Source organism: Pseudoalteromonas sp. HF66 (assembly GCF_011806445.1).
Lineage (GTDB): Bacteria > Pseudomonadota > Gammaproteobacteria > Enterobacterales > Alteromonadaceae > Pseudoalteromonas > Pseudoalteromonas apostichopi.
In genome coordinates, this window is sequence record NZ_JAATOU010000017.1 from 36,410 (window position 1) to 62,590 (window position 26,181).

Annotated in this window: 20 protein-coding genes; 4 read left to right on the top strand and 16 right to left on the bottom strand. The window is 40.6% G+C overall.

Annotated features, from left to right (window positions below):
- Window positions 1-57: 57 nt before the first annotated feature.
- The 4 genes from HCZ11_RS15490 to HCZ11_RS15505 all read right to left on the bottom strand — a co-directional run bounded on the left by HCZ11_RS15490 (window position 58) and on the right by HCZ11_RS15505 (window position 3,252).
- Window positions 58-369: a hypothetical protein gene (locus tag HCZ11_RS15490; protein WP_167658835.1), complete on the bottom strand. Its 312-nt coding sequence runs from the start codon at window positions 367-369 to the stop codon at window positions 58-60.
- Between the two features lie 11 nt (window positions 370-380).
- On the bottom strand, window positions 381-1,274 hold the full coding sequence (ppk2, locus tag HCZ11_RS15495; protein ID WP_167658836.1) for a polyphosphate kinase 2: 894 nt from the start codon (window positions 1,272-1,274) through the stop codon (window positions 381-383).
- Window positions 1,275-1,772: 498 nt separating this feature from the next.
- Window positions 1,773-2,441, bottom strand: coding sequence for a DUF2987 domain-containing protein (locus HCZ11_RS15500; RefSeq protein ID WP_130051657.1), 669 nt, complete (start codon window positions 2,439-2,441; stop codon window positions 1,773-1,775).
- Window positions 2,434-3,252: a glucosaminidase domain-containing protein gene (locus HCZ11_RS15505; protein WP_130051658.1), complete on the bottom strand. Its 819-nt coding sequence runs from the start codon at window positions 3,250-3,252 to the stop codon at window positions 2,434-2,436. The genes HCZ11_RS15500 and HCZ11_RS15505 overlap by 8 nt, the downstream gene beginning before the upstream one ends.
- 214 nt (window positions 3,253-3,466) lie before the next feature.
- Between HCZ11_RS15505 and HCZ11_RS15510 the strand changes: the two genes are divergently transcribed.
- Together HCZ11_RS15510 and HCZ11_RS15515 are read left to right on the top strand one after the other, a co-directional pair.
- Complete coding sequence (locus HCZ11_RS15510; RefSeq protein WP_167658837.1) at window positions 3,467-4,762, top strand: anti-phage deoxyguanosine triphosphatase; 1,296 nt, start codon at window positions 3,467-3,469, stop codon at window positions 4,760-4,762.
- A gap of 134 nt (window positions 4,763-4,896) precedes the next feature.
- Entirely contained in the window at window positions 4,897-5,955 is a 1,059-nt protein-coding gene (locus tag HCZ11_RS15515; RefSeq protein WP_167658838.1) for a DUF481 domain-containing protein, read from the top strand.
- A gap of 73 nt (window positions 5,956-6,028) precedes the next feature.
- Here the strand turns inward: HCZ11_RS15515 and HCZ11_RS15520 are convergent, their stop codons facing one another.
- From HCZ11_RS15520 to HCZ11_RS15545, 6 genes are all read right to left on the bottom strand, one after another.
- Window positions 6,029-8,182: a prolyl oligopeptidase family protein gene (locus HCZ11_RS15520; RefSeq protein WP_167658839.1), complete on the bottom strand. Its 2,154-nt coding sequence runs from the start codon at window positions 8,180-8,182 to the stop codon at window positions 6,029-6,031.
- Window positions 8,183-8,349: 167 nt separating this feature from the next.
- A complete protein-coding gene (locus HCZ11_RS15525) occupies window positions 8,350-9,351 on the bottom strand; it encodes a branched-chain amino acid aminotransferase (protein WP_256854557.1) in 1,002 nt (333 codons plus the stop codon).
- A gap of 178 nt (window positions 9,352-9,529) precedes the next feature.
- Window positions 9,530-10,318, bottom strand: coding sequence for an SDR family oxidoreductase (locus HCZ11_RS15530; protein WP_167658840.1), 789 nt, complete (start codon window positions 10,316-10,318; stop codon window positions 9,530-9,532).
- Between the two features lie 21 nt (window positions 10,319-10,339).
- Entirely contained in the window at window positions 10,340-10,843 is a 504-nt protein-coding gene (locus HCZ11_RS15535; RefSeq protein ID WP_167658841.1) for a DUF962 domain-containing protein, read from the bottom strand.
- A 105-nt stretch (window positions 10,844-10,948) separates the two neighbouring features.
- Complete coding sequence (locus tag HCZ11_RS15540) at window positions 10,949-11,353, bottom strand: hypothetical protein (RefSeq protein ID WP_167658842.1); 405 nt, start codon at window positions 11,351-11,353, stop codon at window positions 10,949-10,951.
- Between the two features lie 54 nt (window positions 11,354-11,407).
- Window positions 11,408-12,070 carry a Crp/Fnr family transcriptional regulator gene (locus tag HCZ11_RS15545; protein ID WP_167658843.1) on the bottom strand — a complete coding sequence of 221 codons (663 nt, stop codon included), beginning with the start codon at window positions 12,068-12,070 and terminating at the stop codon, window positions 11,408-11,410.
- A 317-nt stretch (window positions 12,071-12,387) separates the two neighbouring features.
- Here HCZ11_RS15545 and HCZ11_RS15550 point away from each other — a divergent pair, with 317 nt between their 5' ends.
- Entirely contained in the window at window positions 12,388-13,677 is a 1,290-nt protein-coding gene (locus HCZ11_RS15550) for an amidohydrolase (protein ID WP_167658844.1), read from the top strand.
- A gap of 117 nt (window positions 13,678-13,794) precedes the next feature.
- Window positions 13,795-14,424, top strand: a complete 630-nt coding sequence (locus HCZ11_RS15555; protein WP_130051689.1) for a trimeric intracellular cation channel family protein — start codon at window positions 13,795-13,797, stop codon at window positions 14,422-14,424.
- Here HCZ11_RS15555 and HCZ11_RS15560 read toward each other — a convergent pair.
- The 6 genes from HCZ11_RS15560 to HCZ11_RS15585 form a co-directional block, all read right to left on the bottom strand.
- Window positions 14,421-14,876 carry an N-acetyltransferase gene (locus HCZ11_RS15560; protein ID WP_167658845.1) on the bottom strand — a complete coding sequence of 152 codons (456 nt, stop codon included), beginning with the start codon at window positions 14,874-14,876 and terminating at the stop codon, window positions 14,421-14,423. The two genes, HCZ11_RS15555 and HCZ11_RS15560, sit on opposite strands and share 4 nt — an antisense overlap.
- Window positions 14,863-16,965 carry an exodeoxyribonuclease V subunit alpha gene (gene recD / locus HCZ11_RS15565; RefSeq protein ID WP_254869164.1) on the bottom strand — a complete coding sequence of 701 codons (2,103 nt, stop codon included), beginning with the start codon at window positions 16,963-16,965 and terminating at the stop codon, window positions 14,863-14,865. Before recD ends, HCZ11_RS15560 begins: the two co-directional genes overlap by 14 nt.
- Window positions 16,962-20,537 (bottom strand): exodeoxyribonuclease V subunit beta, encoded by a 3,576-nt coding sequence (gene recB / locus HCZ11_RS15570; RefSeq protein WP_167658846.1) that lies wholly within the window; start codon window positions 20,535-20,537, stop codon window positions 16,962-16,964. Before recB ends, recD begins: the two co-directional genes overlap by 4 nt.
- Window positions 20,524-23,847, bottom strand: a complete 3,324-nt coding sequence (gene recC, locus HCZ11_RS15575; protein WP_167658847.1) for an exodeoxyribonuclease V subunit gamma — start codon at window positions 23,845-23,847, stop codon at window positions 20,524-20,526. Before recC ends, recB begins: the two co-directional genes overlap by 14 nt.
- Window positions 23,848-23,987: 140 nt before the next feature.
- Window positions 23,988-25,004, bottom strand: a complete 1,017-nt coding sequence (locus tag HCZ11_RS15580; protein ID WP_254869165.1) for an alkaline phosphatase D family protein — start codon at window positions 25,002-25,004, stop codon at window positions 23,988-23,990.
- A gap of 41 nt (window positions 25,005-25,045) precedes the next feature.
- Window positions 25,046-26,173: an alkaline phosphatase family protein gene (locus HCZ11_RS15585; RefSeq protein ID WP_167658849.1), complete on the bottom strand. Its 1,128-nt coding sequence runs from the start codon at window positions 26,171-26,173 to the stop codon at window positions 25,046-25,048.
- Window positions 26,174-26,181: the final 8 nt, after the last annotated feature.

A 26,181-nucleotide genomic window follows, 5' to 3' on the forward strand; every position in this document is an offset into this window, starting at 1 on the left:
AGCAATAAGCTTAATACAAAAACAAAGGGCACATGAGCCATGCGCCCCTTGTTAACCTTAAGTGTTTTTAGTTTTTGTCTTATTTTTGGCCATTCGTTTAGCCCGTTTTATTGCCGATTTTTTAGAAGCATTTTTCTGCGCTATTTTTAACACTTTAGCTTCTTTTAACTGCTTTTTGGCTTCTTTCAACCGCTTTTTAGCATTTTTAGCCAGGCTCTCTGCTTCGCTGGCACACTCTACAGCGGCTTGTGCTTTAAGTGCTGCATCTTTTGCAATTTCTGAGGTTCTGGCCACCTCTTTTTTACTTTTTTCGAGAACTTTTTCGAGCTTTGCAAGGCGCTTATCAAATATTGACTCTGAATTTTTCATTGTATTCTCCTTTACTGACGCGTAGACATGCGGGTAGGTTCAGTGACAATAAGCGGGTCAACCCGATTGACTATATCCTGATCTTTTTCTGGGTAATCCAAACAACTTAAGAAATGACGCATACAGTTGATACGACCCCGTTTTTTATCATCAGAGCGAATTTGTGTCCAAGGCGCATCTTTTGTATGGGTATGAAACATCATCGCATCTTTCGCGTCACTATAATCATGCCATTTAGCCAATGATGCCATATCAACCGGACTCAGCTTCCATTGCTTAAGCGGGTCGTTTTGACGTGATTTAAAGCGTCTGAATTGCTCTTCTCTACTGACCGAAAACCAATATTTAAATAGCTTAATACCGCTATTCACCAACATACGTTCAAGTTGTGGTGTTTGACGCATAAACTCTAAATATTCGTGATCATCACAAAAGCCCATTACCTTCTCTACACCGGCTCGGTTATACCAAGAGCGATCAAATAGTATAATTTCACCTTTGCTTGGCAGGTGATTAATGTAACGCTGAAAGTACCATTGTTCTCGCTCTCTTGAAGTTGGTTTTTCTAAAGCCACTACGTGCGCACCACGCGGATTTAAATGCTCCATAAAGCGTTTAATAGTGCCTCCTTTACCCGCCGCATCTCGACCTTCAAATAAAACCACTATTTGTTGATTGGTCTCTTTTACCCAACCTTGCATTTTCAAAAGTTCAATTTGCAGTTCGTGTTTATGGCGCTCGTATTCAACCAGGTCCATTTTGCGTTTATATGGATATTTACCGTCTGCATTCCACTTTAGGCTTGGGTTTTTAACATTTAAATCAAAAATTACATCCTGTTTCGCATTGGCTTCGGCTAATTTCTGTTTTTTAACTGATACAGGTTCGACATTGACTGTCTGCATAACGACTCCTTTTAAACTATAAGTACCTATATTGAGATCTTTATAGTTTTACTTTAAGCCAGTTATTGCTAAGTAACTTGATCTAAATCTATATTTTTATTTCTTGAAAAATCATTAAAAAATATAAAGTTAGCACTTTATAGCTAATTAAAAATAAGCCTATAAAAGTAAAATCAAGCCCTTTTTCTATAGTAAAAAACAATCAGATAAAACCTATATCTTCATACCGTTTTCATATCTAAATACAAGCTGTTACTTAAACTGCGCTGCAATACAAGTAATTAGAAAAAAAATTAAATGAGGGAATAAACTAGACAAGAGAAGCTGTTATATAAATTGCTTTATTTATATTGAATTTTCAATTTTGATACTAAACCAAAGTAACGAGATAAACTTTTAAAAAAAGAGACACAAGAACTATCTTCTCAACATTGAAAAAGGGGCCTTAATAAGATCCCTTTTGTCGATATTTAAACGATTTTAGCCGATGTATAGTGGTTATTTAACGATCCAAGGCGTGGCGCTAATAAGCTTAGCATGACTGCTTAATACCGTTTCATCATCTTGCCAGTCATCAGAAACCTTAATTGAGCAACGTTGCTCCTTACAGCTAACACCGTTTGCCGAGATAGCATCTTGGCCGTTAAATTTTAGTACAACACCTTGTTGTTCAGGCAGCAAAAACCACATTAATTTGCTAACGAAAAAGCCCGACAAATCAGATAGTAGCTCGTCAAATTCTTCATTTAACGTATACAAGTTTGCTTTACTAAGCTCAAAATCAGCCAGATCAGTTGCTTCAATTTGCAACCTTAATTGACAATCATGTTTTGGATTTTCTGGTTGAACAACAATAACGGCTTTATCTGTATCTAGCTGCTTATCAAAAGGTAAAAGCAATTGAGCTTTATCTGTATAAGTTAAGTCAAATTCTTGTTTCTCTGTAATTATTTTACCTGATTTGATTGTACATACTTCGTTAGTAGCAATATCAGACAAATAAAAATTAACTTGAGCGTATTGAAATTCGCCTTTATTAACGACTTTCAAACGATCATAAAAACCATCGTATGCAACAACAAATTCAGTAGCAGCGGCCTTAGAGGCAACTGCACCTAGTGCAACCGCAATGGTTGTAAATTTTAACCACGGAAGGAATTTATTCATCAAAGTAAGCTCTGTTTTGATTTATCATTTTATTTAATTCTTCTATGTACGCTTCACCGCGCTCAGAATACGACAACAAGCCCTGTGTTAGCTTAGTAGCATCAATTGGCTTTTGCTGGCGACGTAAATCGGCTCGAATTGATCGTAAATCTTTATACGCTGCGTGAGTATTAATATTTTTAAAATATGAGCTTACAGCAGCACGTACCGATTTAAAAGCAGTCACTTCATGAGCGGCTTCGTTGGCTCGACGACGTGGTACCATGCCACAGCCTTTTTTATAACACCACTGGCCGAAAAAGTTTAAGCCAATTCGAGCAAAACGTGACGTACCCCATGCTGATTCGTTAGCCGCCTGCATAAGCGCAAGTTCTTTTGGAATGATATCTACACGGCGCAGAGCTTGGGTCAGTGATAAGGTATCAATAGTGGTTGGTAACTTGTAGCTGGTCAGTATTTTCTTAATATCTGATTGCTGTTTACTACTTAGCGGCTCATTATACTCAAGCATCATGCGTGCAATTTCTATGAGCGCACGTTGCTGTAGGATCTTTTTATTCTCAGCCTCAACATGAGGACGGATAAAGTCAAAAAATGCATGTTTCTTTTCTTTCACATCAGTAAACGCTGCAAAATCAGGCAGTTTTACATTATGTAATGGCTTTTCTTTTTTGATTACGCGCTGAGTGCCAATAGGTGTTGTCTGTGACTGTTCATCCCCCTCATCCAGAGTATCTTTATCCATAAATGGCGACAACAACGCCCATGCAAAAAAAGCGGCCAGTAAAGCTCTAAAAACGTAATTCAGCATGTATTCTCTCAAATAAACTTTTACTAATATGCGGTAACTTCACGCACACACAATGGCGAAGTATACCAAAGCAGACATTTTTTGGCGAATTAGCCCTGAGATAGTATCTTAAAGTATAACTAAAGAAGCGTTATGAACCGCCAATTTACTCGCAATTTTCAAGCGCTTGCGTATACTTAAATGCAACCAAACGAGAAATAGGAAGGTTATTTTTATGTGCCAATCTTGGCAAGCTCGCATTATTGATCAGCAAAAATATCGTCCCAACGATAACCGCTCAGCTTGGCAAGTTGACCGCTCTCGTATCATACATGCTGCAGCATTTAGGCGTCTGCAGGCTAAAACCCAAATTATGGGTATTGGCTTAAATGATTTTTACCGAACTCGCCTTACTCATTCTTTAGAAGTTGCACAAATTGGTAGTGGATTATTACGCCACTTAAAAAAGCAACACCCTGAATTTACGAATTTTCCGAGTGGTAGTTTACTTGAAACCTTATGTCTTGCTCATGATATCGGTCATCCACCTTTCGGTCATGGTGGTGAAATAGCATTAAACTACATGATGCGCGATCATGGTGGTTTTGAAGGTAATGCCCAAACCCTGAGAATAGTTTCTAAACTTGAGCCTTATTCTAATGGATATGGCATGAATCTAACCAGACGCACCTTGCTTGGCTTTATTAAATACCCAGCCTTTATTGATGACTTGTGGCACACCATTCCACCAAAAAGTGAACAGCGTAGCTTTATCAAAGCCGACCATTGGCGACCAGCTAAAGGTCTGTATCAAGATGATAAAGATATTTTCGATTGGATTATTGACCCACTGTCGAATAATGATAAACAACTGCTGAGTAGTCACTATAAGGTTGATGAATTTAGAGCTAAAACTCACTATAAATCAATAGATTCAGCAATTATGGAATTGGCTGACGATATTGCTTATGCCGTACACGATTTAGAAGACGCCATAGCCACTGAAGTTTTAACCCTTGCAGATTGGCAAAACCATGCCTTAGTACAATTACAAGAATTAGACTCTGCTTGGTTAACAACACACTTAAGTTCGATTACAGCTAGACTGTTTTCCCATCATGAATATGAAAGAAAGGACGCCATTGGTGAGTTGGTTAACACCTTTATAATTAATGCCAAATTAATTGTACAAAATGCTGATTTTGAATCTGAAATATTACAGTACACTGTAAGTTTACCTGATGAATTTGCTGAAATTCTCAACGTGCTAAAGCATTTTGTTTTTAAACGGTTAATTCGCGAGCCAAAAATGCAGCAAGTTGAGTTTAAAGGGCAAAATCTGCTAATTGAATTATTTAGTGCCTTTGCTAGTGACCCCATGCGTTTATTACCTGAAACAACCCAAGACATGTGGCTTAACGCTCATCAGCAAGAAGATAATGCTATGCGTATAATTTGTGATTACTTGGCTGGGATGAGTGATGAATATGCCTATAAAACATATCAGAGGTTGTTTTTACCTACTTCTTGACTAGTTTTTGAATACAGCTGAAAACTGTTCTAAAATTAAACAGGTTATTAGAAAATAACCACTCCTCTTTGGATGCATTCTATTTAACAGGGATTGAAATGATGCTCAAAAAACACCTACTTTTAAGCGCTATAATGGTAAGTACATTTACCTGCTATAGCGCAGAACAACTTCCTGATCCGTTACTTGAAGAGCGAAATTTAATAATTAAAGATGCCTCTCGATTTGATTGGATACGACTAAACTCTGGTGAGTGGCTTAAAGGTGAACTTGTCTCAATGTATGATAAAGAGATCGAGTTCGATAGTGATGTGCTCGACACATTAATAATCGATCGTGAAGATGTCTACATGATTATCTCTGACCGCCACCATACAGTTCGTTTTAACGATGGGAAGGAGCTAAGCGGCGCACTTAATATATCCGGTGGTTTTATCAAAGTGGGTGAACAACCTGCTAAGTACCGTTATCGCGATTTAGTCTCTATTGCTCCTTCAGTAGAAAGTGAACTTAGTGCATGGACTATAAAATTGTCGATGGGTGCAGATTTAGCTCGCGGTAATACAGACCAAACTGAGTATTCTGTTAAAGCTGATATCAAACGCCGTACTGCATCTAGTCGTTTTTTATCTGAAATTTTGGGCTACCGGACTACTAGCGATAATCAAGTTACTAAAAACAACATTCGTGCTAACGGCACTTATGACTGGTTTTATACACAAAAAATGTATTACCGCCCTATTTTCTTTGAGTACTATCGTGATCCGTTCCAAAATATCGCTAATAAATACACTGTAGGCGCAGGTGTTGGTTACTATGTAATGGATACAGATAAAACAGAATGGGATTTTACAGCAGGGCCAGCATACCAAAAAACGCAATTTGACACTGTTGCTGAAGGCGAAGATGAAAGCAACTCATCAATGTCTTGGTTCATATCTACAAATTATGAATTAGAAGTAACCAAGAAAATTGATTTTTCACTTAATTATCGTTATTTGACGGCTAATAGTGACGCCGGGGGTGATTCACAATATGCAATGGCTGCGTTTGAATTTGAGATCACAGATGATATCGATTTTGACATGTCATTAGTATGGGATTACTTAGCCGACCCTATTGCCGATGAAAACGGTGTGGTACCAGAAAAAGAAGATTACAAAATGATTTTCGCACTGGGAATAGATTTATAAAAGTTAATTTGATGGATATATAAACGCCGAGCTTAAGCTCGGCGTTTTCAATGTTTGTTAAGCAAACACTTCCTTATAGCGATTTAATACCCATGTTATAGAGGGTAAAACCATAAATATCAGCATATTGGTCGATGATCTTACTTGTTGGCGTACCTGCACCATGCCCTGCATTTGTTTCAATGCGAATAAGATATGGGTTTTGTTTCGCACCTTTTTCTTGCAGTTCAGCAGCAAACTTAAATGAATGCGCAGGCACTACACGGTCATCATGATCCCCTGTTGTCACTAAGGTTGCTGGGTAGCTAACACCCGCTTTAACATTGTGAACTGGCGAGTAGCCTTTTAAGTACTCGAACATTTCTTTACTTTGCTCACTGGTGCCGTAGTCATACGCCCAACCAGCACCCGCTGTAAAGGTGTGGTAACGGAGCATATCTAAAACACCTACAGCAGGTAACGCGACTTTAAATAACTCAGGGCGCTGTGTCATAACCGCACCAACTAACAAGCCACCATTAGAGCCACCACGTACCGCCAGATAATCAGGTGAGCTGTATTGTTTTTCGTTTAAGTACTCAGCCGCAGCAATAAAGTCATCAAATACATTTTGTTTCTTAAGCTGTGTGCCATTTACATGCCATTCTTTACCGTATTCGCCACCACCACGAATATTAGCAACAGCATAAACACCACCATGCTCAAGCCATGCAGCAACTGTCGGGCTGTAACTTGGCGTTAAGCTTACATTAAAACCACCGTAGCCATATAAGATAGTTGGATTTTTACCATTAAGCTCGGTGCCTTTCTTGTACGAAATAATCATCGGAACTTTAGTGCCATCTTTCGATGTGTAGAACACTTGTTCTGAAGTATATTCTTCGCTGTTAAATTTAGCGCCTGACTTGCGATACACATCAGACTCGCCAGACTCAACATTAAACGAGTAAATGTTGCCTGGAGTGGTGTAATTAGTGAATGAATAATACAGTGTTGGTGCATCATGTTTACCGCTAAAGCCATACGCGGTACCCACACCTGGTAAGCTGATATCACGCACAAGTTTACCTGATTTATCGTATTGCTTTACTTGCGATATAGCATCAACCATATACTTAGCAAAGAAGTAATTACCGCCCTTTGAAATGCTCAATACATTCTCAGTTTCAGGGATTAAATCTTGCCAGTTGTCAGGACTTGGATCAGCAGCATCCACAGTAACAACACGCTTATTTGGTGCGTTTAAGTTAGTCACTAAATAAAGCTTTGTACCGTCATTATCTATAATTGATGTATCTGAGTCTGTATTATCTAAAATTGTCACTAACTTGCTATCAGGCTTAGTTAAATCTTTGATAAATAACTTATTACCTGATGTCGAAGTGCTTGCAGCAATAATTAAATAGCGATTGTCACGAGTAACCTCAGCACCAATATAGCGATGTTTCTGTGCTTCTGTGCCACCATAAATTAATTGGTCATCAGCTTGCGCTGTGCCTAATTTGTGATAATAAACTTTATGTTGATCCGTTTTTGCAGAAAGCTCACTTCCTTTTGGCTTATCGTAGCTTGAGTAATAGAAGCCTTCATTACCAAACCAAGAGATACCGCTGAATTTAACATCGACTAATGCCTCTTCAATAGGCTGTTTTGTTGCCGTATCAATAATAATGATTTTACGCCAGTCACTACCACCTTCAGAAATTTGATAGGCAGCTAAGGTGCCGTCTTCTGTAAAAGTTAAGCCCGACATTGATGTTGTTCCATCAGCACTGAAGGTATTAGGATCTAAGAAAACTTCAGCTTCTGAGTCACCTTTTTTACGATACACCACGTACTGATTTTGCAGGCCATCGTTTTTATAAAAATAAGTGTACTCACCTTCTTTGAATGGGGCTGTCACTTTTTCATAATTCATTAACTTTTCGAGTGTAGTTTTAAGTTCATCGCGATAAGGAATATTTTTTAGATAAGAAAAAGTAACGTCATTTTCGGCTTTTACCCACTGTGCAGTTTCGTCGCTCATATCGTCTTCTAACCAACGATATGGATCGGCTACTTTCTCACCGAAGTATTCGTCGACAACATTGCCTTTTTTAGTTTCTGGATAATTCACAGCAGCTTTAACCTCTGCAGTTTTTACTGTTTGTTCTGTTTTTGTAGGGGTAGACTCACCGCAACCCGCCAATGCAACAACAATTGCACATGCTAATGTTTTCTTAATCATAATCACTTTACTTTTAGTTATTGTTAATGAAATGAAAGTAAAATTAATACATTAGAATGTCTAGTTATTTGCGGTTAATCACGAAATGCGCTGTAAACCAATGTAAAAACAAAAAGCCACGCATTGGCGTGGCTCTTATAAACTTACACAAGTAAACACTCTTGAGATTATACTTTTGTTAACCAACCATGTGTATCTGCTGATTTACCCCATTGAATATCATTCAGTGCTTGACGTAATTTAGCGACTTTCTCACCCGGCTCACCCGAACCTACTTTAAACTCTTGGTCGTTATGAATAAGCGTACCAACCGAAGTAAGTACCGCAGCAGTACCCGATAACGCTGCTTCAGTTCCTGGCTTAGCAGCTCTTTCAAGCAACTCAGAAACGGTAAAATTACGCTCAGATACCGTCATACCTAAATCTTTCGCAATCGTTAAAATACTATTACGCGTCACGCCGTGTAAGAATGTGCTATCAAGCGCTTTTGTGATGATTTCATCACCATCAATTAGAATAAAGTTTGCAGCACCAGTCTCTTGAACATCGCCACCTGGGCAGAACAAAATTTGGTCTGCTTGATGTTCTGAACGAGCCTCTAAGATTGGGCCTAATGCACTTGCGTAGTTACCACCACTTTTAACCATACCCATGTGTGGAGCACAGCGCATGCCGTCTTCTTCAAGTAATACGCGTAATGCCGTTGCACCACCTGAAAAATAATCACCCACTGGCGAAAGTAATACATAAAGAAGTGAGCTCATTGACGGTGCAGCGGCTTTACCAATTGCTGCTTCTGTACCAATGTGAGTTGGGCGAATATACATAGAACCCGGAGGTGTTGGTGTTTCGTCTGCGTACTCTTTTACAATGTCTTTGATCATTTGCTCGAGCATGCTTTCTTCAAAGTCAGGTAAGTTTAGTAACTTAGAGCTTTGTTTCATACGAGCAATGTTAGCATCCATACGAAAGATATAGACCGAGCCATCTTCGTGACGAAATGCTTTTAATCCTTCAAAACAGGTGCTTGAGTAATGTAATACGTGAGCACCCGCATGTAATTCGATTTTATCAGATGGGACCAGCGCGCTTTCACTCCATGAGTTATCAGCAAAACGTGCTTGGATCATTTGTGGCATAAATACAGTACCAAATGCGGCCATTGTTATTCTCTCTTGTTTGGACTACTTTTACCCCATTGTAAGCTAATCTATCCCCGTTTAACCATAGCAAACTAGTGCCTTTTATAGATTATAGTGATAATAATTCGACCGTTTGGTACAAAAAATGTGCAAGCCAAGTTGCACATTGTTTACTGAGAATCATTTACTAATAAATAATAGCGAATTATCGGTAATTCATTTTTGCCGTTAGCCGATTAAAGAAGCTCGGAAAGAAGCGCTTAATGGTCGGTGCTAAACCACTTATGCCTTCACCAATTACAACCTCATCTTTTTCAGCTTCAATGGCTTTAATCATTTTTGCAGCGGCTTTAGCGACATCCATGCCGTTCTCAATTGAATGCTCTGGCTTATTTTGTGGCTTACCTTGGCCATCTAATGAGTTATGTGCAATGGCTGTTTTAATTGAACCTGGGCAAATGGTCAGGCAATTAATGTTTTTATCAGCTAATTCTGCTCTTAAGCAATCCATGAAGCCGACTACCGCATACTTAGAGCCCGAATAACCAGTTCTAAACTTCGAACCAACTTTACCTGCGACACTGCTAATTGAGACCACCATCCCCATACCTTGCTTCACCATTTGCGGTACGACCGCCTTAGTTAAGGCAATTAAACCAAAGTAATTCACTTCCATCAGTTGGCGATAAACCGTAAATTCATTTTCTAAAAATAAGCTACGCTGCGACACCCCACCGTTATTGATAAGCACATCAACTTGTCCAAGTCGCTCTATCACCGCAGGCATATCTTCAAGTAAGGTTTCGGGTTTTGCCAAATCAAGGGGGACTACGTGATGATTACCACCGAGTCGTTTATTTAGCTTATTGAGTTTATCTTCATTGCGGGCAGACAATATTAGCGTTGCCCCTTTTGCCGCCAGTTGCTCACAAAGTGCTTCACCAATTCCAGAAGATGCCCCAGTTACCCAAACTTTTTTACCATTTAATTGCATATGTGTTCCTTATTATTGTTGTTATGCTTTGTTAGGCCCAGCATGTTGTTCGATATAATCAGCAATATCTTTATAAAAACCAAGCATAATCAAGAACTCGGCTAATACAAATAAAGGCCCTATTATCAAACCAATTAAATCGTCAACAAAGGCTGGCTTTTTACCTTCAAAATAATGACCAATAAACTGAAAAACCCAACCAACAACGAAACTGCCAATACTTAAGGCTAGCCATAATTGTGTTGAAAGCGACACCACAGGCTCAGCAGCAATGCTTAACACACTTAAGCATACAGCCATAATTAACCCCATCGATAAACTAAGCATTAAGTAATAGAGACAAGTGAGCCCAATCACCACGGTTGCTAAAGAGATGACAACAGGCTCAGAGATAAGCGTGACGCGTTGCAATAAACAAATAATTGCAAACACAATTAATGGAATGCCAATAAAGTGGGTGTAAATATTGCGTTTAGAACGGTGATAAAGGGCGTAATTTGTCAGTTGTTGTTTTAATGTTTTCATTATATTTTCCTGCCAAAACTGTGTTCAAAACTCAGATTAGCAGATAATTTACTAGCAAGAATGTCAACTATCCGACATTTTAACTAGCTCTATTAAACTCGCATATCAAATCAGCGCATCAATTATCTTGCCTTTGTCGGCCTCTGGCTGCATATCCATGCGTTCGCGTCCTTTTTGATATTCTTCATCAAGCATCGCTTGCAGCTCATTCATTTTTTCTTGCAGTGCTTTGGTGTCGGCACCTTGTTGCTGCATTTGTTCGGCAAGTTTTTCTATTTGCGCTTTTATTTCGTCAATTTTCTCTTTATCAACCCCGAGTCGCTGATAAACCAAGGCTTCTTGCGCCTGTACTAAAAAAGAACTGGGCTCAGACTGCTTTTGTAAAAGTTGGTGTGCTGAAGATGCAGGCGTATGCATGGCCTTCACACCCTCAGGGCGGGCCGTTTGCGAAAGCTTAGTAGCAGCCGAAGTGTGATAAGGGTTATATTGATTATGAAACGTAATTGCCACAAGTTGTCTTCCGTTTAAGCTTGATTACAGCTTTGTAGCAATTTTAGTTCCAAATTAGCATTGAGATTGCAATTTATCGATATCAATTATTTCAATCGTTTGATATTTAAGATTAATAATTGAATCAGCTTGCAGGGATTGCAAAATTTGATTAACAGTTTGCCGTGTTAGATAGGTCATATCGGCAAGTTGTTGCTGGGTAAGCGGCAAACAGTTTTGCAGTGATGACTGATAAAGCATGTATAAGCGCTTAATCACCTTTTGCTTTGCAGTTAGTAATGCGTGATCTTCTAATGAATCAAACAGATTTCGCACTTTGTTAGTAAGCAACAGCCCAAAATCATGCCAATAAGCGGGATGATCTTGTAATAACTGAGTTAATGCCCGTTCTGATACGTGTAAAAGCCTTACCGTAGTTTGTGCATACACATCGTGGGTGCGTTGACCACCATCAAACAAAGCAACTTCACCAAACCACATTGCACTGGTTACAAAACTGAGTACAGCTTCTTTGCCTTGGTTATTAACGCCAGAAACTCTAAGCACGCCATTAATAACACAATACAGACCATTATTTTCATCACCACGCAAAAACAATGCATCACCGGCATTTAAGGTGATTAATTTAGCATTTTTTACTAGCTTGTCCCTAAATAATTGTGTTCGATTTTTAAACCATTTATCTTGGTTAATAACCGAAAGGTCTTGTTCATTCAAGTGTTTATCCTTTACATTAGTGTAGTGTGCATATATCCAAGCCACCTCAAAATGCAGAATTCAGCGTTTCACAGGTGCTTAATATCAAGGCGTTACTTTGCAAGAATGGCATTTCCTTTTAAGAAGTAACAACGATGAGAGTAAGTGCCTGCGAAGCGCCCAAAGGATTGGTTTAAAAGCGATTTATACTGCGTTATTGATTTTAACAATAGAACATCTATTACTTGCAATCAATGCCTTGCCTAAACCGCTTTTATTTCCAACTGAAACTCGTATTTTGAGGTTGTTTGGATTTCTAAATAATAAAAGGATACGGGATGTTAAACAAACTACTTTCGACCAGCCTACTTCTCAGTGCTATTTCTACCCCTGCATTTGCTAGTGATATTAATACTGAACTTAAATCTGCAAATAAAAGCGTCAGCGAAAAAGTCATTAAATGGCGCCGTCATTTACACCAAAACCCAGAACTTAGTAACCGTGAGTTTGAAACTGCCAAATACGTAGCTAAGCATTTACGCTCTTTAGGCCTTGAAGTACAAACAGGTGTTGCTCATACAGGTGTCGTTGCCAAACTGAAAGGTGGTAAAAAAGGTCCGCTTATTGCGCTGCGTGCTGATATGGATGCATTACCTGTTAAAGAGCAAGTAGATTTACCATTCGCGTCAACTCAAACAGCTGAATACAAAGGTAATACAGTTGGCGTAATGCATGCCTGCGGTCATGATAACCATGTGGCTATTTTAATGGCGGCAGCGGAGTCTTTATTTAAAATTAAAGACCAACTAGCAGGTGATATTCTATTTGTCTTCCAACCTGCTGAAGAAGGTGCTCCAGAGGGCGAAGAAGGCGGTGCTGAGCTTATGCTTAAAGAAGGCTTATTTAAAGAAAAGCCAGAAGCCGTATTTGGTTTACACGTAACCAGCTCACTTAATACCGGACAAATTGGTTTTCGTGAAGGACCGTTAATGGCCAGCGCCGATAAATTTACAATCACAGTAAAAGGCCGCCAAACTCACGGTTCTCGTCCTTGGAATGGTGTTGACCCAATTGTAGCTTCATCACAAATTATTATGGCAACTCAAACCATTGCTTCACGCCAAGTTGATGTAACCAAAGCGCCTTCAGTGGTTTCATTTGGTGCCATTAATGGTGGTATACGTAACAACATCATCCCAGATCAAGTTGAAATGGTTGGCACAATTCGTACCTTTGACCAAGAAATGCGCGCTGACATTAAAAAACGTTTAGCTAAAACCGCTGAGATGGTGGCTGAATCTGGTGGCGCAGAAGCGCATGTTCACATTGACCATGGTTACCCAGTAACAGTGAACGATGTTGAACTTACCAAGAAAATGGCCCCAACACTTGCAGGTGTGGTTGGCAAAGAAAACCTGATCACAACCCCACTTATCACAGGTGCAGAAGACTTTAGTTACTACGCCTTAGAAACACCAGGAATGTTCTTTTTCTTAGGTGTAACACCAAAAGGTCAAGATGCTGTTACAGCGCCAAGTAATCATTCACCACACTTTTTTGCAGACGAGAAAGCTTTACAGCTTGGAGTAAATGCAATGACGCAATTAGTGATTGATTACCTTAAATAATCAATACTCTCATACCGGCGGGTAACATCATTACCCGCCCTATTTTCTTATCTGTTCAGCATCAATAAAGTTCATTTTGCTAAGGTTAACTTACTATCAAATAGGTAAGGAAGCCTCATGACATCAGAATACTTTCACTTTTTAAGCATTATCGGTGTAGCATTTTTTGCAATCTCTGGCACCTTACTAGGTCATGAAAAAAGTGTCGGTGGTTTTGGTGTAGTGGTGGTTGCCACGGTAACAGCAATAGGAGGTGGAACATTACGCGATATTTTGCTCAATAAGCCGGTCTTTTGGATAGCCCAACCAGATTATTTATATGCTACTTACATTGCCATTTTTGCCTCCATTTTATCGATTCGTCATTTACCCGATTTAAGTAACACCACCATGTTGTTAATGGATGCCGTAGGTATGGCAATTTTCAATATTATCGGTATAGAAAAGGCACTAATAGAAGGAGCTGATATGGTTGTTGCAATTACTATGGGCATGACCACTGGTATTTTTGGTGGCTTGATGCGCGATGTAATTTGCCGAGAAGTGCCTCTAGTTATGGGTGAAGAGCTTTATTCAACCGCTTGCTTATCGGGAGGGTTAACCTATGCTGCCTTATTCACCCTTGAGGTAAGTTATATTTGGTGCATTATTGGCGCATTTGCTGTGACGGTATTTTTAAGATTAGGCGCCATCCATTTTGGTTGGCAACCTAACCTGTTTCGTAAAAGCAGCTTTAAACGCTCTTAGCAGGTCATATAAATACACCCGTCGAGTGGCATGTCAGCTGGGTACTGGGTTTGTATAAAACCCAGTTTCTCATAGGCCGTTTTAGCAAGGGTATTGTGGGTATACACAAACAAAGACAAGCTATCGCACTGCAACTGCTGTTTACCCTGCTCTCCCAGTAAATTTATCAGCACTTTTGCAAGACCTTTGCCACGCTCGCTTGGCGCGATAACTAACCGCCCTAAATGACAACGCCCTTCACGTAAATAGTATTGACCAAACCCAAGCATCTGGCCATCGCCATTAACCAACGCGTAGGAATTCAGCGCATCTAGGTTTAAATCTTTTTTAAAGCTTTGTGTATCAAATGGATAGTTAAAAAATGGCCCTGACCAAATACGCAGTTCTGCCTCTGTGTTAAACCAATCCATTAACTGGTTAAGTTGGACGTCGGTTACTTTAACGAGCTTCATGTTTTAACCTATCGTATAAACCTGATGCACGAGTAACAGATTTATTCATTGCCATTAGCAATACATTTTTATCGGCCACCAGCTCAAATGTGGTTTTCGCGCGGGTGATCCCCGTGTAAACCAACTGTCTGTTAATCCCCTGATTAGCCTGTTTAATTGGCGGTAAAATCATCGCGGTGTAAGCAAACTCTGAGCCTTGCGACTTATGAATAGTCATTGCATATACTTTATCGTGAGCGGGTAAACGTGCTGGTGAAAAGGCACGAATGTTTTCTTGTTCATCAATAAACATGGCTTTTAACTGACCTTGCTCATCATGCATTAAAATACCTATGTCGCCATTAAACAGTTTTAACTGATAGTCGTTTTGGCTGATCATTATTGGCATACCCACATAGTGCCTTTGATATGGCGCAATTAAGCCTTGTTGAGTAAGTGCTTTTTCAATACGCTGATTAAGGCTATTTACTCCATAATCTCCCTCTCTGACGGCAGCTAGTAACTGATAGTGCGCAAATGCTTTATGCACACTGGCAACACTTGCCCCTTGCTGGATAAGATGCAAATAATCGTGGTATTGCAAGGCCGCTTGCTGCACAAAATACTCAATAGGTTTACTGATTACACTGTAATTAAGTTTAAGGTCTTTAAAACCGCCTTGATTAATCGTTTGCTCAACGTAGCCCAGTAACCCACTGTTATTGGTATTTACAGCTTGTGCTAATTGACCAATACCGCTGCTGCCATCAAAACGATAACTTTGCTGTAAAAACGCAATACAATCGTTAAGTACAAAATGGCTGCTCGCCGCGGGTATAGCGCTCTGATTATTAAAACAAACGCGATTAAGCTGCGCAGCTCTTTCACTGCTGTAATCAGGCATTTTGCCAAGCTCTAACCCTTGGCATAGGTCACTTAGAATACTGCCCGTATCAACCGAAGCTAATTGGTCTTTATCGCCAAGTAAAATAAGCCTTGCATGACTAGGTAGTGCTTCGATTAGTTTTGCCATAAGCGACAAATCAACCATCGATGCTTCATCAATAATCAGAACATCTAAATGCAGCGGGTTACGCTTGTTATGGCGAAACTTATTAGTATGCGGAATAACGCCAAGTAAGCGGTGAATCGTTTGCGCACTGTCTGGAATAAGTGGCGCGATATTCTCAGGGATCATACTGAGCTTTTGCTTCGCCCCTAAAATCGACTCGGTTAAACGAGCTGCCGCTTTACCTGTCGGTGCAACCAGCTTTATTGTTAGCGGTGCACTGGCATACAAAGATTGTAATATGGCTAGTAGCTTAGTTACCGTGGTGGTTTTACCGGTACCCGGGCCGCCAGTGATCACACTAAAGCCTTTTGTTGCAGCTATCGCACAGGCTACTTTTTGCCAGTTTAATGTTTTAATAGGATCGCTTGGGTTGGTTGTATGTTCACTGTTTGGAAAATACACCTCAAGTAATGCCTTTAATGCAGCTTCATCAAGGGTGAGCTCTTTCGTTGCTAAATGATGTAAACGCGATGCCAGTGTGGTTTCGTACTCTGCCAAACGGGCAAAGTAAAGTTTATTAGCAAACAATAGCAGTGGCTTGTCGTCCCCTACGCACTCAGCATGCATTAGTCTATTAACGGCCTCAGTAAGACCAAATTCCATATCAAACGGCGTTAAAACCTCAGGGGCTGCGATACTGGCATCAGCTAAGCTTTGCTGTTTAATTTCAAACGGATTTTGCCAGTTTATATTAGCCAGCTCTAAACAGCTGTGCTGACTTTGCTGCGCTGCCGCAAGCAATAAAATCAGGTAAAAAACCTCACTGTGCGCTGTATCGTTATTCTCTATCAGTGTTTGTGAACCGGTTAAAAGCTCTGCGAGCTTAACATCAACCAAGCGAATACGTTTTGCCTCAAGCAAATAACTCAATAGAGGCTGAGTTTTAACTTCTATAGCAGGCAACGCTGAATCGTTTTCAACATGTTTCGTTGATTGTTCTACTTGTTGATTTTTACTAGCCTGTTCATTACTGTTTGATTGCTTATTCATAGGCTCGTGGGGTTCATGATCATCAAAGCCGAATGTCATTTGACTCATAGCATGGCTCCTTGTGCGAATAAGCTATCAAGCTCAGTTATTTGCTGTTTCGTTAGCTGATTAAAGTACACCCCTTGCCCTTCGCTCATACCACGTAAGAAGGTGTAGTAAACACCGCCTAAATGCGTGTCGCTATCGTAATCTTGAATACGTTGCTTTAATAAACGGTGTAGTGCCACGGTATAAATTAAATACTGCAAATGATACTGATGACTGGTCATAGCTTGCTCTAGTTGCTCATGTTGGTAGTCAGCCGCACTATTACCTAAAAAGTTCGATTTATAATCAAGAATATAATACTTACCCTGCCAGCAAAATATTAAATCTATGAAGCCTTTTAGTAAGCCTTGCACCTCACTAAAATCAAGCTGTCCTGGTAATTTAAAATGTTGCACCAACACTTGATTAAGCTTATCGCTTGAAAGCGATAACAACGGTAAATTAAATTCCATTTCGACCAAACACGTATCAGGTTCAAGTACTGATAAACTAAGCCCTTTATCGTTTAATGGGCAGTTCAATGCTGCTAGGATCCACTGCTCTGTCATTTCCTGCCAGCTATCATCAATATGGTATTTTTCAAATAATTTTTTGATCACTTTATCAAGTGCATGGTCGTCTTGCTCAGTGGCTGGACGCTTTAACGCATAAGGGTCGGTAAAGTCCAATTGCTCAAATATTTCATGTAAACAACTACCCGGCTTTGCGCCTTTAGGAAAGCTGTAAGGTGTTATAGCATTTGCATTTTGGGCTAAAAACTCATCTTTTGCGTGGTCTTCATCACTGCGCCCAAGTTCAATGTGGTCAGTATGCTTTTTCAGCGTTAAGCTACTAAAGCTGGTTGAGCGCCAATCACGCTGGATCTCTGCTTTAACAGTATTTACTTTATAGACTGGTTCTCTGTCAGAACTGCCTAATCTTAGCTTTTCAAGCTCATCTGCTTGGGTAAATACCTCATAGTGCATGTGCGCTGAGCCATTACAAAATTCTTGTAACAATGCTCGCCATTCATCGCCCGATTTAACATCTAACCCTGCAAATAATACGTGGCCAATGCTAGTACTTTGAATGCCCGGACGAGCACTGCGACCTTGCGCAATGTTATACATCCCCACTGAGCAAAAATGCACGGCACGAGTCAGCGCCACATAGAGCAATCGTAAATCTTCGGCCAAGCGCTCTTGCTCTGCTTTTTGCATTGCATCATCACTTTTAGCAAGATCATAAATCAACTTACCGTCTTTATGATAAAGGGCTTCTTTGCTTTCGCGATAACCACAGGCAAACGGCATGAATACAATCGGGTACTCTAAGCCTTTTGAGGCGTGCATGGTGACAATTTTCACCAAATTAGCATCGCTTTCTAGGCGTACTTGCACCGCTTCACCATCTTGTTGACTGACTTTTTGCGCAAACCAACGCAGCAATCTATGGGTTCCCTCAAGCTCAATTTGCTTTTGCTGTAAAATTTCCCCTAAATGGCGGAAATCGGTAAGCCAGCGTTCAACATTGTAACCTAAGCCTTGCCAACGCGCTGCGAGTTGATTATGGCTTAATAAACGCTCGAGCATCGCCATGGCGCCTTGTTTATGCCAAATATGGGCAAGCTGAGCAAAAAAGTTTAGATGCTCTTGCCATGCACTTTCATTTTCGTGAAGTTCATAAATGCGGTTGTAGCTTAAGCAAAACAATGGCCCGGCAAGTACACCACGCAGTAATGACTCATCATACTGACCATGTAATGCTGTTAAAAAGTTAAGTAAATGGTGACTAAGCTCTTGGTTAAACACACTATCACGCGACAAATACACGCTGGCAATGGTAGCTTCTGCAAGTGCGGCTTTCATCAGCTGTGCTTCGTTTCGATCTCGCACTAACACACAGATATCGGAAGCAGTAAGTGGTTTTCCTGCAATAGTCGCATCGCCTGCATCAGCTTGCTTGAGTAGCTCAGTGATTTTTTTCGTATACTGCAAAGCTAATGCCTGTTGAGCCACCCCTTTGCTAGTTGGCTTGTTGTTCGCTTCTGCGTATTCATCAACAAAAACCGAAAATTCAAACGCACTGGGCATTTCACCGTTTATTAAAAACGCTTTGTCTTGCTGTTTTCCTTTTGCATTAACCTTTTGAAATGGGATTGCGTCGTTGTAAATAAAGCTATTGTCATTTTTAGCAAATAAGCGGTTTACGCTATCAACAACCCCTTCACTTGAGCGGTAGTTGGTGTCTAGGGTGTATTGTTTGTCCTCTGAAACAGCTTGTTTTGCGCCTATATAAGTAAAAATATCTGCACCACGGAAACCATAAATAGCCTGTTTAGGGTCGCCTATCATGGCAAGGGTGGTGTTTTTAATGCCATAAATGCGGCTAAAAATGCCATATTGAACGGGGTCGGTATCTTGGAATTCGTCTATCATGGCAACCGGAAACAAGGCGGCAATTTTTTCACTTAACGCTTTGCCTTGCTCACTTAAAAGCGCCTGATGCAAGTTACTTAATAAGTCATCAGGGGTGATCACGCCTTGCTCTTGCTTACGTTTAACTAATGCATTTGCCACCCATTTAGCAGCATATTGCACTATCGCAATATTCAATCCGTTGTTGATAAGGCTACTCAGTTTGGCCATTTCATCAAACTGAGCCACCATTGCATGACTAAGTAAACTACCGTTTTTCTTGTAATTTGCAGGATCGTTTAAATTATCAGAGCCCCATACTTCAAACGAGTATTTACTGGTACCAAATACAAAAAACAACTCATCATTGTTTAGGTATTCTTCAAGCGCTGCAAGGCTGTTTTTTCGACCTGGGGTTTTTGAGCCACTTAAATCAGATGCTTTTACTGCATTAATAAACTCACTCTCAAGGCACGCCTTTTTAAATGCCGGTACTTTTGCCACAAAGTTGTCGCGCGCTTGCCATATATCGTCAAGGTCGTACTCAGGGGTGATTGTTGCCCCTTGCTTGTTTAGTAAACTCACTACCTGTGAATACAGTGATGCAGGCACTGGGAAAATATCGGTAATTGCTTGCGTGCGCTCTTTTGATTGTGGGTAGACAAAGGCACGCCAAAAGTCATTGAGGGTTTCTTGAATAAGCTCACGCTCATCTAAAATAAACTCTAAGTTAAACGCCACACCTGATTCAAAAGCATGTTGTTTCAGCATTCGTTGACAAAAGCCATGAATAGTGAATATAGCGGCTTCATCCATCGACTTTGCCGCGGCGTCTAACAAATCAAATGCCGCGTGTTTATCAGTCACCTCATTAATTACTTGCTCAATCAGCTCATCATCGGGCTTTTTACCAAGCAGAGCATCTCTGGCATTGATTATACGCGCCCGCACACGGTCTTTAATTTCTTGCGTTGCGGCCTCTGTGAAGGTCACCACCAGTATTTGCTCAACACTCAGCGGCGTATTTAATTGTTCATCTTCACCGGTCGCTTTTTGTAAGCCCAACAAATACCGTAAATACAAACCAGTGATGGTGTAAGTTTTACCCGTACCAGCACTGGCTTCAATAAGGCTTTGCCCACACAGCGCCATACTCATTGGATTAAGCGTTTGCATGATCTGCCTCCTGTGCTAATTCAACTAGTGGCGATAACAGCAGCTCGCTCCATTTAATAAACTCCTCTTCACAGTCTTTTAGGCTCTTTATGGTTAAACGAATATACGGGTTTTCGCCTTCACCCATGCCTATGTATTGCGGCGCGAATTTATTGTTTGCTTTGACCATATCTTTATCTGTTTTTATATACTCGTAGCCACTGACTGGGAAAAACGCCACTGGGCGAGTTAAAAGCGTTTCATAGAGCGAGAACCAATCGTTTAAATACTTGCGGGCATCGTCTTCTGACAAAGGTGAAAAACTAATTTGCTTGTCTAAACCAAGAATAAGGGTTTCAACTGACTGACCCATTATTTGCGCCGCTAAATGATGCACAAAGCCCCTAATAACATCTTTTGCTTTAATACTGGCGGTGCGATAAAACACCTGTTTTTGACCATATATATGATTTAACCAACCTTCTAATCTGGTGTTGGCAATTTTAATATTTACTTCAACGGGTAATGCTTCATCACCTTGAATATGCGCTTTTACTTGCCCTGCAAGAGCATCGACTCGGTGCTGCATACTTTCGAACACTAAGTCACCAACGTGTGCTTGCGGTAATTCACCACGCTGCATAATTTGCGCTTGGTTTAGGGGCATTTCTTGAATACTGGCTTCGAGAATTTCGTCTAGATAAAAGTAGCGACGTAACGCGTCTAAGCTAAACGGCTCTTCATCTTTAGCAATATCGTTAAATTGCGGCAAGCGTAAACCCAAGCTTTGCTGATAAAAGCTCTCGTGAGGCTGGCAAATACTGCGAATAAACTGACTTAACTCAACGCTACTTTCTGGCTGAACATTAAGCGCTTGCTGAGGCTCAGGATTGACACTTTGAGTTGGCATCCAAACAGGATTATAGCTATGTAATTGTGTTGCTAATGGTTTGTCTGCTTTTTGCTTATCATCACTTTTCTCTGTCAGATAATAGGCTGGGTTGAATGGCTGTAAGTGCTGATAATTAATCAGCGCCTCTGGAAGCTTTAAGTCTGTTTCTTGATCTGCAAATTCAAAACTACGTGCTATATATTCTAGCAGTTCGCTCACTAAGGTTGACGGCATTCTTGGTTGGTTATCAAAGCATGAGCGACCAATATAACTGATGTATAGATTCTCACGAGCACTTAAAATCGCTTCTAAAAACAGGTAACGGTCGTCGAGTTTACGAGAGCGGTCCCCTTTTTGGCGTTTTGAGTAAGGTACTAAGTCAAAACCAATTGGCTGAACTGTACGCGGATAATCGGCATCATTTAAACCCAGCATACACACTACTTTAAATGGCACAGCCCGCATTGGCATCAAGGTACAAAAGTTAACTTGTCCCACTAAAAAGCGCTGCCCTACGCCTTTTTCTTGAATACCTTGTTTAACAAGGTAACTAACAATGCGCTGCGAAACGTTTTGTTGATAATCGCCATTTTCATAATGCTTGATCAGCGTATCAAGTACTTTTTGTAGAACTAATAAATCCCAGCTTTGCTCTCCTTCATCACTGTATACTTCACCTAATAACTCTTTTAGCGTTTCTGCTTTTTCATTGAGTGGTGCATCAGCTTGTAGCTTGGTTTTATAACGTGCCAGTACGTCAATAAATTCAATCAGTTTATTCAGCGTGTTTAGTGCCATGCCTTCCACTTCATCGGCACTGTAAATGCCCGAGAAAGGCAACTGTTCATCACGTTGTGCAACACCCAATAGCAAGCGGTTTAAACCGTGTTGCCAGGTATTTAAATCAATCGCAGGTAAGCCAAAACTGTCTTTGTGAGCTGCATCTAAGCCCCATTTTACGCCAACACGTTCAAGCCAAAAACCAATTTGCTCATATTCATGCGGTTCGAGATTAAATTTCTCGGCAATTTGCGTGACTTGCAGTAAATCAAGAATGTCAGACACACCAAAGCGTGAGTAAGGTAAATCGGCTAAACTTGCAAACGAGCTCAACACGGGCTTTTCTTGTTCTATAGCTAAATCAGCTAACGCATAAGGAATAAAGCGTCGCCCCTCTGCACCACCAAACACCGCTTCAATGTACGGGCTGTATGTGCCAACATCCGGCATCATTACAATAATATCTTTCGGTGTTAACTCTTTATTTTCATTAAATAAATTAAGCAAGTAATCGTGTAGTCGTTCTACTTCACGAAGTGGCGTGTGGCAATCGCTAAGCACAATGCTGGTATCATCTGACTGAATTGGCAGTTTGCCTTCGTCATTGATGAACCATTCTTTATCTGGCGTTAGTGACTCACCCTTAAAGGCTAATTGGTAAATCTCAGACTGAATTTGTGATAACAAACTGTCATCAAAATCGTTATCGAATCCGTCAAGCCACTGCGCATCTAATTGCAGTAACTGCTCAAAATAGTCTCGGCCTAATTTACCCCACGATGAGAGTAACGGGTTACCGATAAAAAAGTACTCGTGATCAGGGTTTTTCGCACTGTCTTCAAGTGCTTGTAACTGCGGGCGTTTAGCATATTTAGCGGTAATTTTGGCTGCTGTTTTTTCATCGAGTGTATCGCCCCAGTAATGTTCACTAGGGTTAAAGAAAAACAAAAATACCTGCGTTTTTTTCGCAATGGCCTGAAACACTTCAAGCTGGCTACTCGCAATTGCAGAAATACCAAATAAACTAATGCGCTCAGGTAATAGGCTTGCGTCCATTTTTTCAAGGGCTGCAAGGAGTTTGTCTTGCATGTTGGCGCGGTGATATTGGCTTTGCCCAAGTTCTTTACTGTGCGCCACCAGCTTACGCCAGAGATCTGGCTGCCATGGCGCAATGCCCACATCAACATCACCAAGCTCATCGATGCCCTGCTCCCAAGTGGCAATCCAATTGGGGCGATACATTAAATATTGGTCATAAACGTCGGCAATTTTCTCGCACAAGGCAAAGGTTTTTTGCCCTTCGCTATCACCATCTAAATAGGTTTTCAGCGGTAAGTACAGCGGCTCATCAATGCAGTTTGGTAAAATCGCAAACAGCTTCCAAGCAAGGTTAGCTTTGTTATACGGTGATTCGCTGGGTACATCAGGCAGCAATTGCTGATAAAGCTGCCAAATAAAACTCGAAGGTAGCGGAAAATCAACCTGAGCGGCAATCCCTAAGTGTTCACTTAAACCTATTTTTAGCCACTGCGACATGCCCGGTGACTGCACAAGCACAATTTCTTTTTTAAAGGGACTCGTTAATGGATTAACTTTAAGAAGAGCGTGAAACCGCGCTTGCAGTGCTTCCATGCGATTTGATTGAATTATATTCAGCACTTTACACTGTCCTTGCTTGAAACTAACTAATTGACACAGTGTAAGATATTTTAATTAGATGGGATAGAGAGAAATACCCGCAAACAGGGCTTAATCCATGTTTCCGGGTATTAGATGCGGGTATGCGCTGCAGGCAATATTTACTGGTATGGGCTTATCGTCGATAACGCGAACTCGGTGTGAATTATCTCATCACCCTTGATACCTTTTAGCGCAATGCGAATGGTAGGGTCTGCTTTTTGCCAATCAATTGTTAAATCGCCGTAGTTAACCTCATGAGTATAATCACCTACACGGTGTTTATTAGGACTAACATCTTTCCACTTTTCTGTAAGTCCTGAGCTGGTCATCTCGTACAATGGGTAGTCAAGGTTTTGTTGATACTTTGACAGCTCACCCCAGTGGGTATCACCACTGACAATAATCACACCGTTTACTTTATGCTTTTTGATAAGCGCAAATAAGCGCTCACGATCAGCAGGATAATTAGCCCATGACTCCCAGCCTGTAAAATCAGCCAATAGCTGTAAGCTTGATGCAATGATTTTTATCTTTTCATCAGACTTGAGCTCTTGTTCGAGCCATTGCCATTGGCTTTCACCTAGCATAGAGGCATTTTTATCGGTTGTTGGGCTATAAGGCCCTTGTTTTGCGGGTTTTCGTTCAAGTTGATAGGTCTTCGCCGATACATGATTTAAAGGCGCGCGATTAAAACGTAAGTCAGGCATGATGACTTTTACAGTTTGCTCACCTTCGCCGTAAGTGTACGAGGTGTAAATGCCATCTTCACGAGTTCTACGAGCTGAATCCGCTGGCTCTTGCCAAAAGTCGAGCATGATTTTTCGTGACTGCTGTTTTTTTGGGTATTCGCTGCCAGCGTCATTTTCGCCATAATCATGGTCATCCCACATGGCAATTATTGGCGTATTCGCACGTAATGTTTTAAAGCCCGGCTTTTGCCCTAAGCGTTGATATTTATCTGCAAGCACCGACATATCTTCGGTATCACCATAAATATTATCGCCAAGGAACATAAATAGATCGGCTTGCTCTTTGTTAATAGCATCAAAAATAGGAATTTGCTTGTCTTGATGACCACACGAGCCAAACAAAATTTTACTTGGCGCGGCAATCGCACTCACACTACTAACCAGCATTAACCCTGATAAGGCGCTTCTAAAAAAGCTAAGTGTAAAACTCATTTTAAGATCTCCTTAATCGGCGCTGCCATTTTCGGGTTAACTTGCTGAATGTTGACGCCTAAAATGCTCAGTACAGTTGCAGCCACTTGCGCTTGTTTGAGCTCATTGTTTGGCTTAATTAAGCCAGTTGCTTTTATATCTGGGCCAATTGCCGCTAGCCAAATATGCTCAGAGCCAACAATGCCGTTTGGAAAACGTTGCTTACCTTGCTCTGAACGTGCCAAAGCACGCTTCGAACTATGATGTTGCCAATCATCAGCATGGCTGCCACGGCCATGATCGGTAGTAATAATCAATGTGGTATTGTCTTTATAGCCGGGCGTTTGTTGTATTGTTTGCCAAAGGTCACGAATAAACGCATCACTTTGCTTAGCTGATTTTAGATAGGCATCGTATTTACCGTTATGGGCAAAGTCATCGGTTTCCCCCAAGCTAATAACAAGCAAACGCGGCTGTTTATTTAATAAATATTGTTTGGCAAATCGGTAGGTAAAGCTGTCGAGGCGAACATTGTGCCAAGGACTCGGAATTTCGCTTTGCATTTGGTTTAGTAAACTAACCTCCTCTGATTTCACCGCATCAAAGGATTCAAAGCCAGCATTAACAAAAACCTCACTTCGCTCGCGGTTTACAATGTAAGGAAACACATCCCAGCTGCCAAAAAGTGCGGTTTTACCTTTAAATTCAGGCTGAGTATTTAAACTCTCTAAAATGGTTTTATTCGGGTTAGAAACTTTATCGTTACTATCGATATTTTCATCTACAATGCCGGTTAAAATTTCACTGTAACCTGGGTATGAGAAGTACCATGGGTTACTTACCGACATCAATGAACCTTGAGTTCTATCGCCAATCAAAACGCCCTGCTTTGCCAATGTGTCACTAAAAAATGGCATTAACGCTTTAGTTCGCTGTGCTTGGTCATTTCGCCAAAAAAGCGCCTTTAGTTCATCTGTATCTTCTACAAAATCACTGTTATTAATTAAATTTTTATCTGCCCCAGAGAACACTTCTTGCCAGCGAAGCCCATCAAGAGTTACAAGCACAACATTGTCAGCAGCTTTACTGCTTAAGCTTAATAGTGATGCTGCAACCACTGCTGTGGCTAAAATTAATTTTTTCATATTTCACC

Bases quoted from the DNA above. Each gene is read 5' to 3' on its own strand.
- HCZ11_RS15490 (WP_167658835.1), bottom strand. From the start codon at position 369: ATGAAAAATTCAGAGTCAATATTTGATAAGCGCCTTGCAAAGCTCGAA.
- ppk2 (WP_167658836.1), bottom strand. From the start codon at position 1,274: ATGCAGACAGTCAATGTCGAACCTGTATCAGTTAAAAAACAGAAATTA.
- HCZ11_RS15500 (WP_130051657.1), bottom strand. From the start codon at position 2,441: ATGAATAAATTCCTTCCGTGGTTAAAATTTACAACCATTGCGGTTGCA.
- HCZ11_RS15505 (WP_130051658.1), bottom strand. From the start codon at position 3,252: ATGCTGAATTACGTTTTTAGAGCTTTACTGGCCGCTTTTTTTGCATGG.
- HCZ11_RS15510 (WP_167658837.1), top strand. From the start codon at position 3,467: ATGTGCCAATCTTGGCAAGCTCGCATTATTGATCAGCAAAAATATCGT.
- HCZ11_RS15515 (WP_167658838.1), top strand. From the start codon at position 4,897: ATGGTAAGTACATTTACCTGCTATAGCGCAGAACAACTTCCTGATCCG.
- HCZ11_RS15520 (WP_167658839.1), bottom strand. From the start codon at position 8,182: ATGATTAAGAAAACATTAGCATGTGCAATTGTTGTTGCATTGGCGGGT.
- HCZ11_RS15530 (WP_167658840.1), bottom strand. From the start codon at position 10,318: ATGCAATTAAATGGTAAAAAAGTTTGGGTAACTGGGGCATCTTCTGGA.
- HCZ11_RS15535 (WP_167658841.1), bottom strand. From the start codon at position 10,843: ATGAAAACATTAAAACAACAACTGACAAATTACGCCCTTTATCACCGT.
- HCZ11_RS15550 (WP_167658844.1), top strand. From the start codon at position 12,388: ATGTTAAACAAACTACTTTCGACCAGCCTACTTCTCAGTGCTATTTCT.
- HCZ11_RS15555 (WP_130051689.1), top strand. From the start codon at position 13,795: ATGACATCAGAATACTTTCACTTTTTAAGCATTATCGGTGTAGCATTT.
- HCZ11_RS15560 (WP_167658845.1), bottom strand. From the start codon at position 14,876: ATGAAGCTCGTTAAAGTAACCGACGTCCAACTTAACCAGTTAATGGAT.
- recD (WP_254869164.1), bottom strand. From the start codon at position 16,965: ATGAGTCAAATGACATTCGGCTTTGATGATCATGAACCCCACGAGCCT.
- recB (WP_167658846.1), bottom strand. From the start codon at position 20,537: ATGCAAACGCTTAATCCAATGAGTATGGCGCTGTGTGGGCAAAGCCTT.
- HCZ11_RS15580 (WP_254869165.1), bottom strand. From the start codon at position 25,004: ATGCTGGTTAGTAGTGTGAGTGCGATTGCCGCGCCAAGTAAAATTTTG.
- HCZ11_RS15585 (WP_167658849.1), bottom strand. From the start codon at position 26,173: ATGAAAAAATTAATTTTAGCCACAGCAGTGGTTGCAGCATCACTATTA.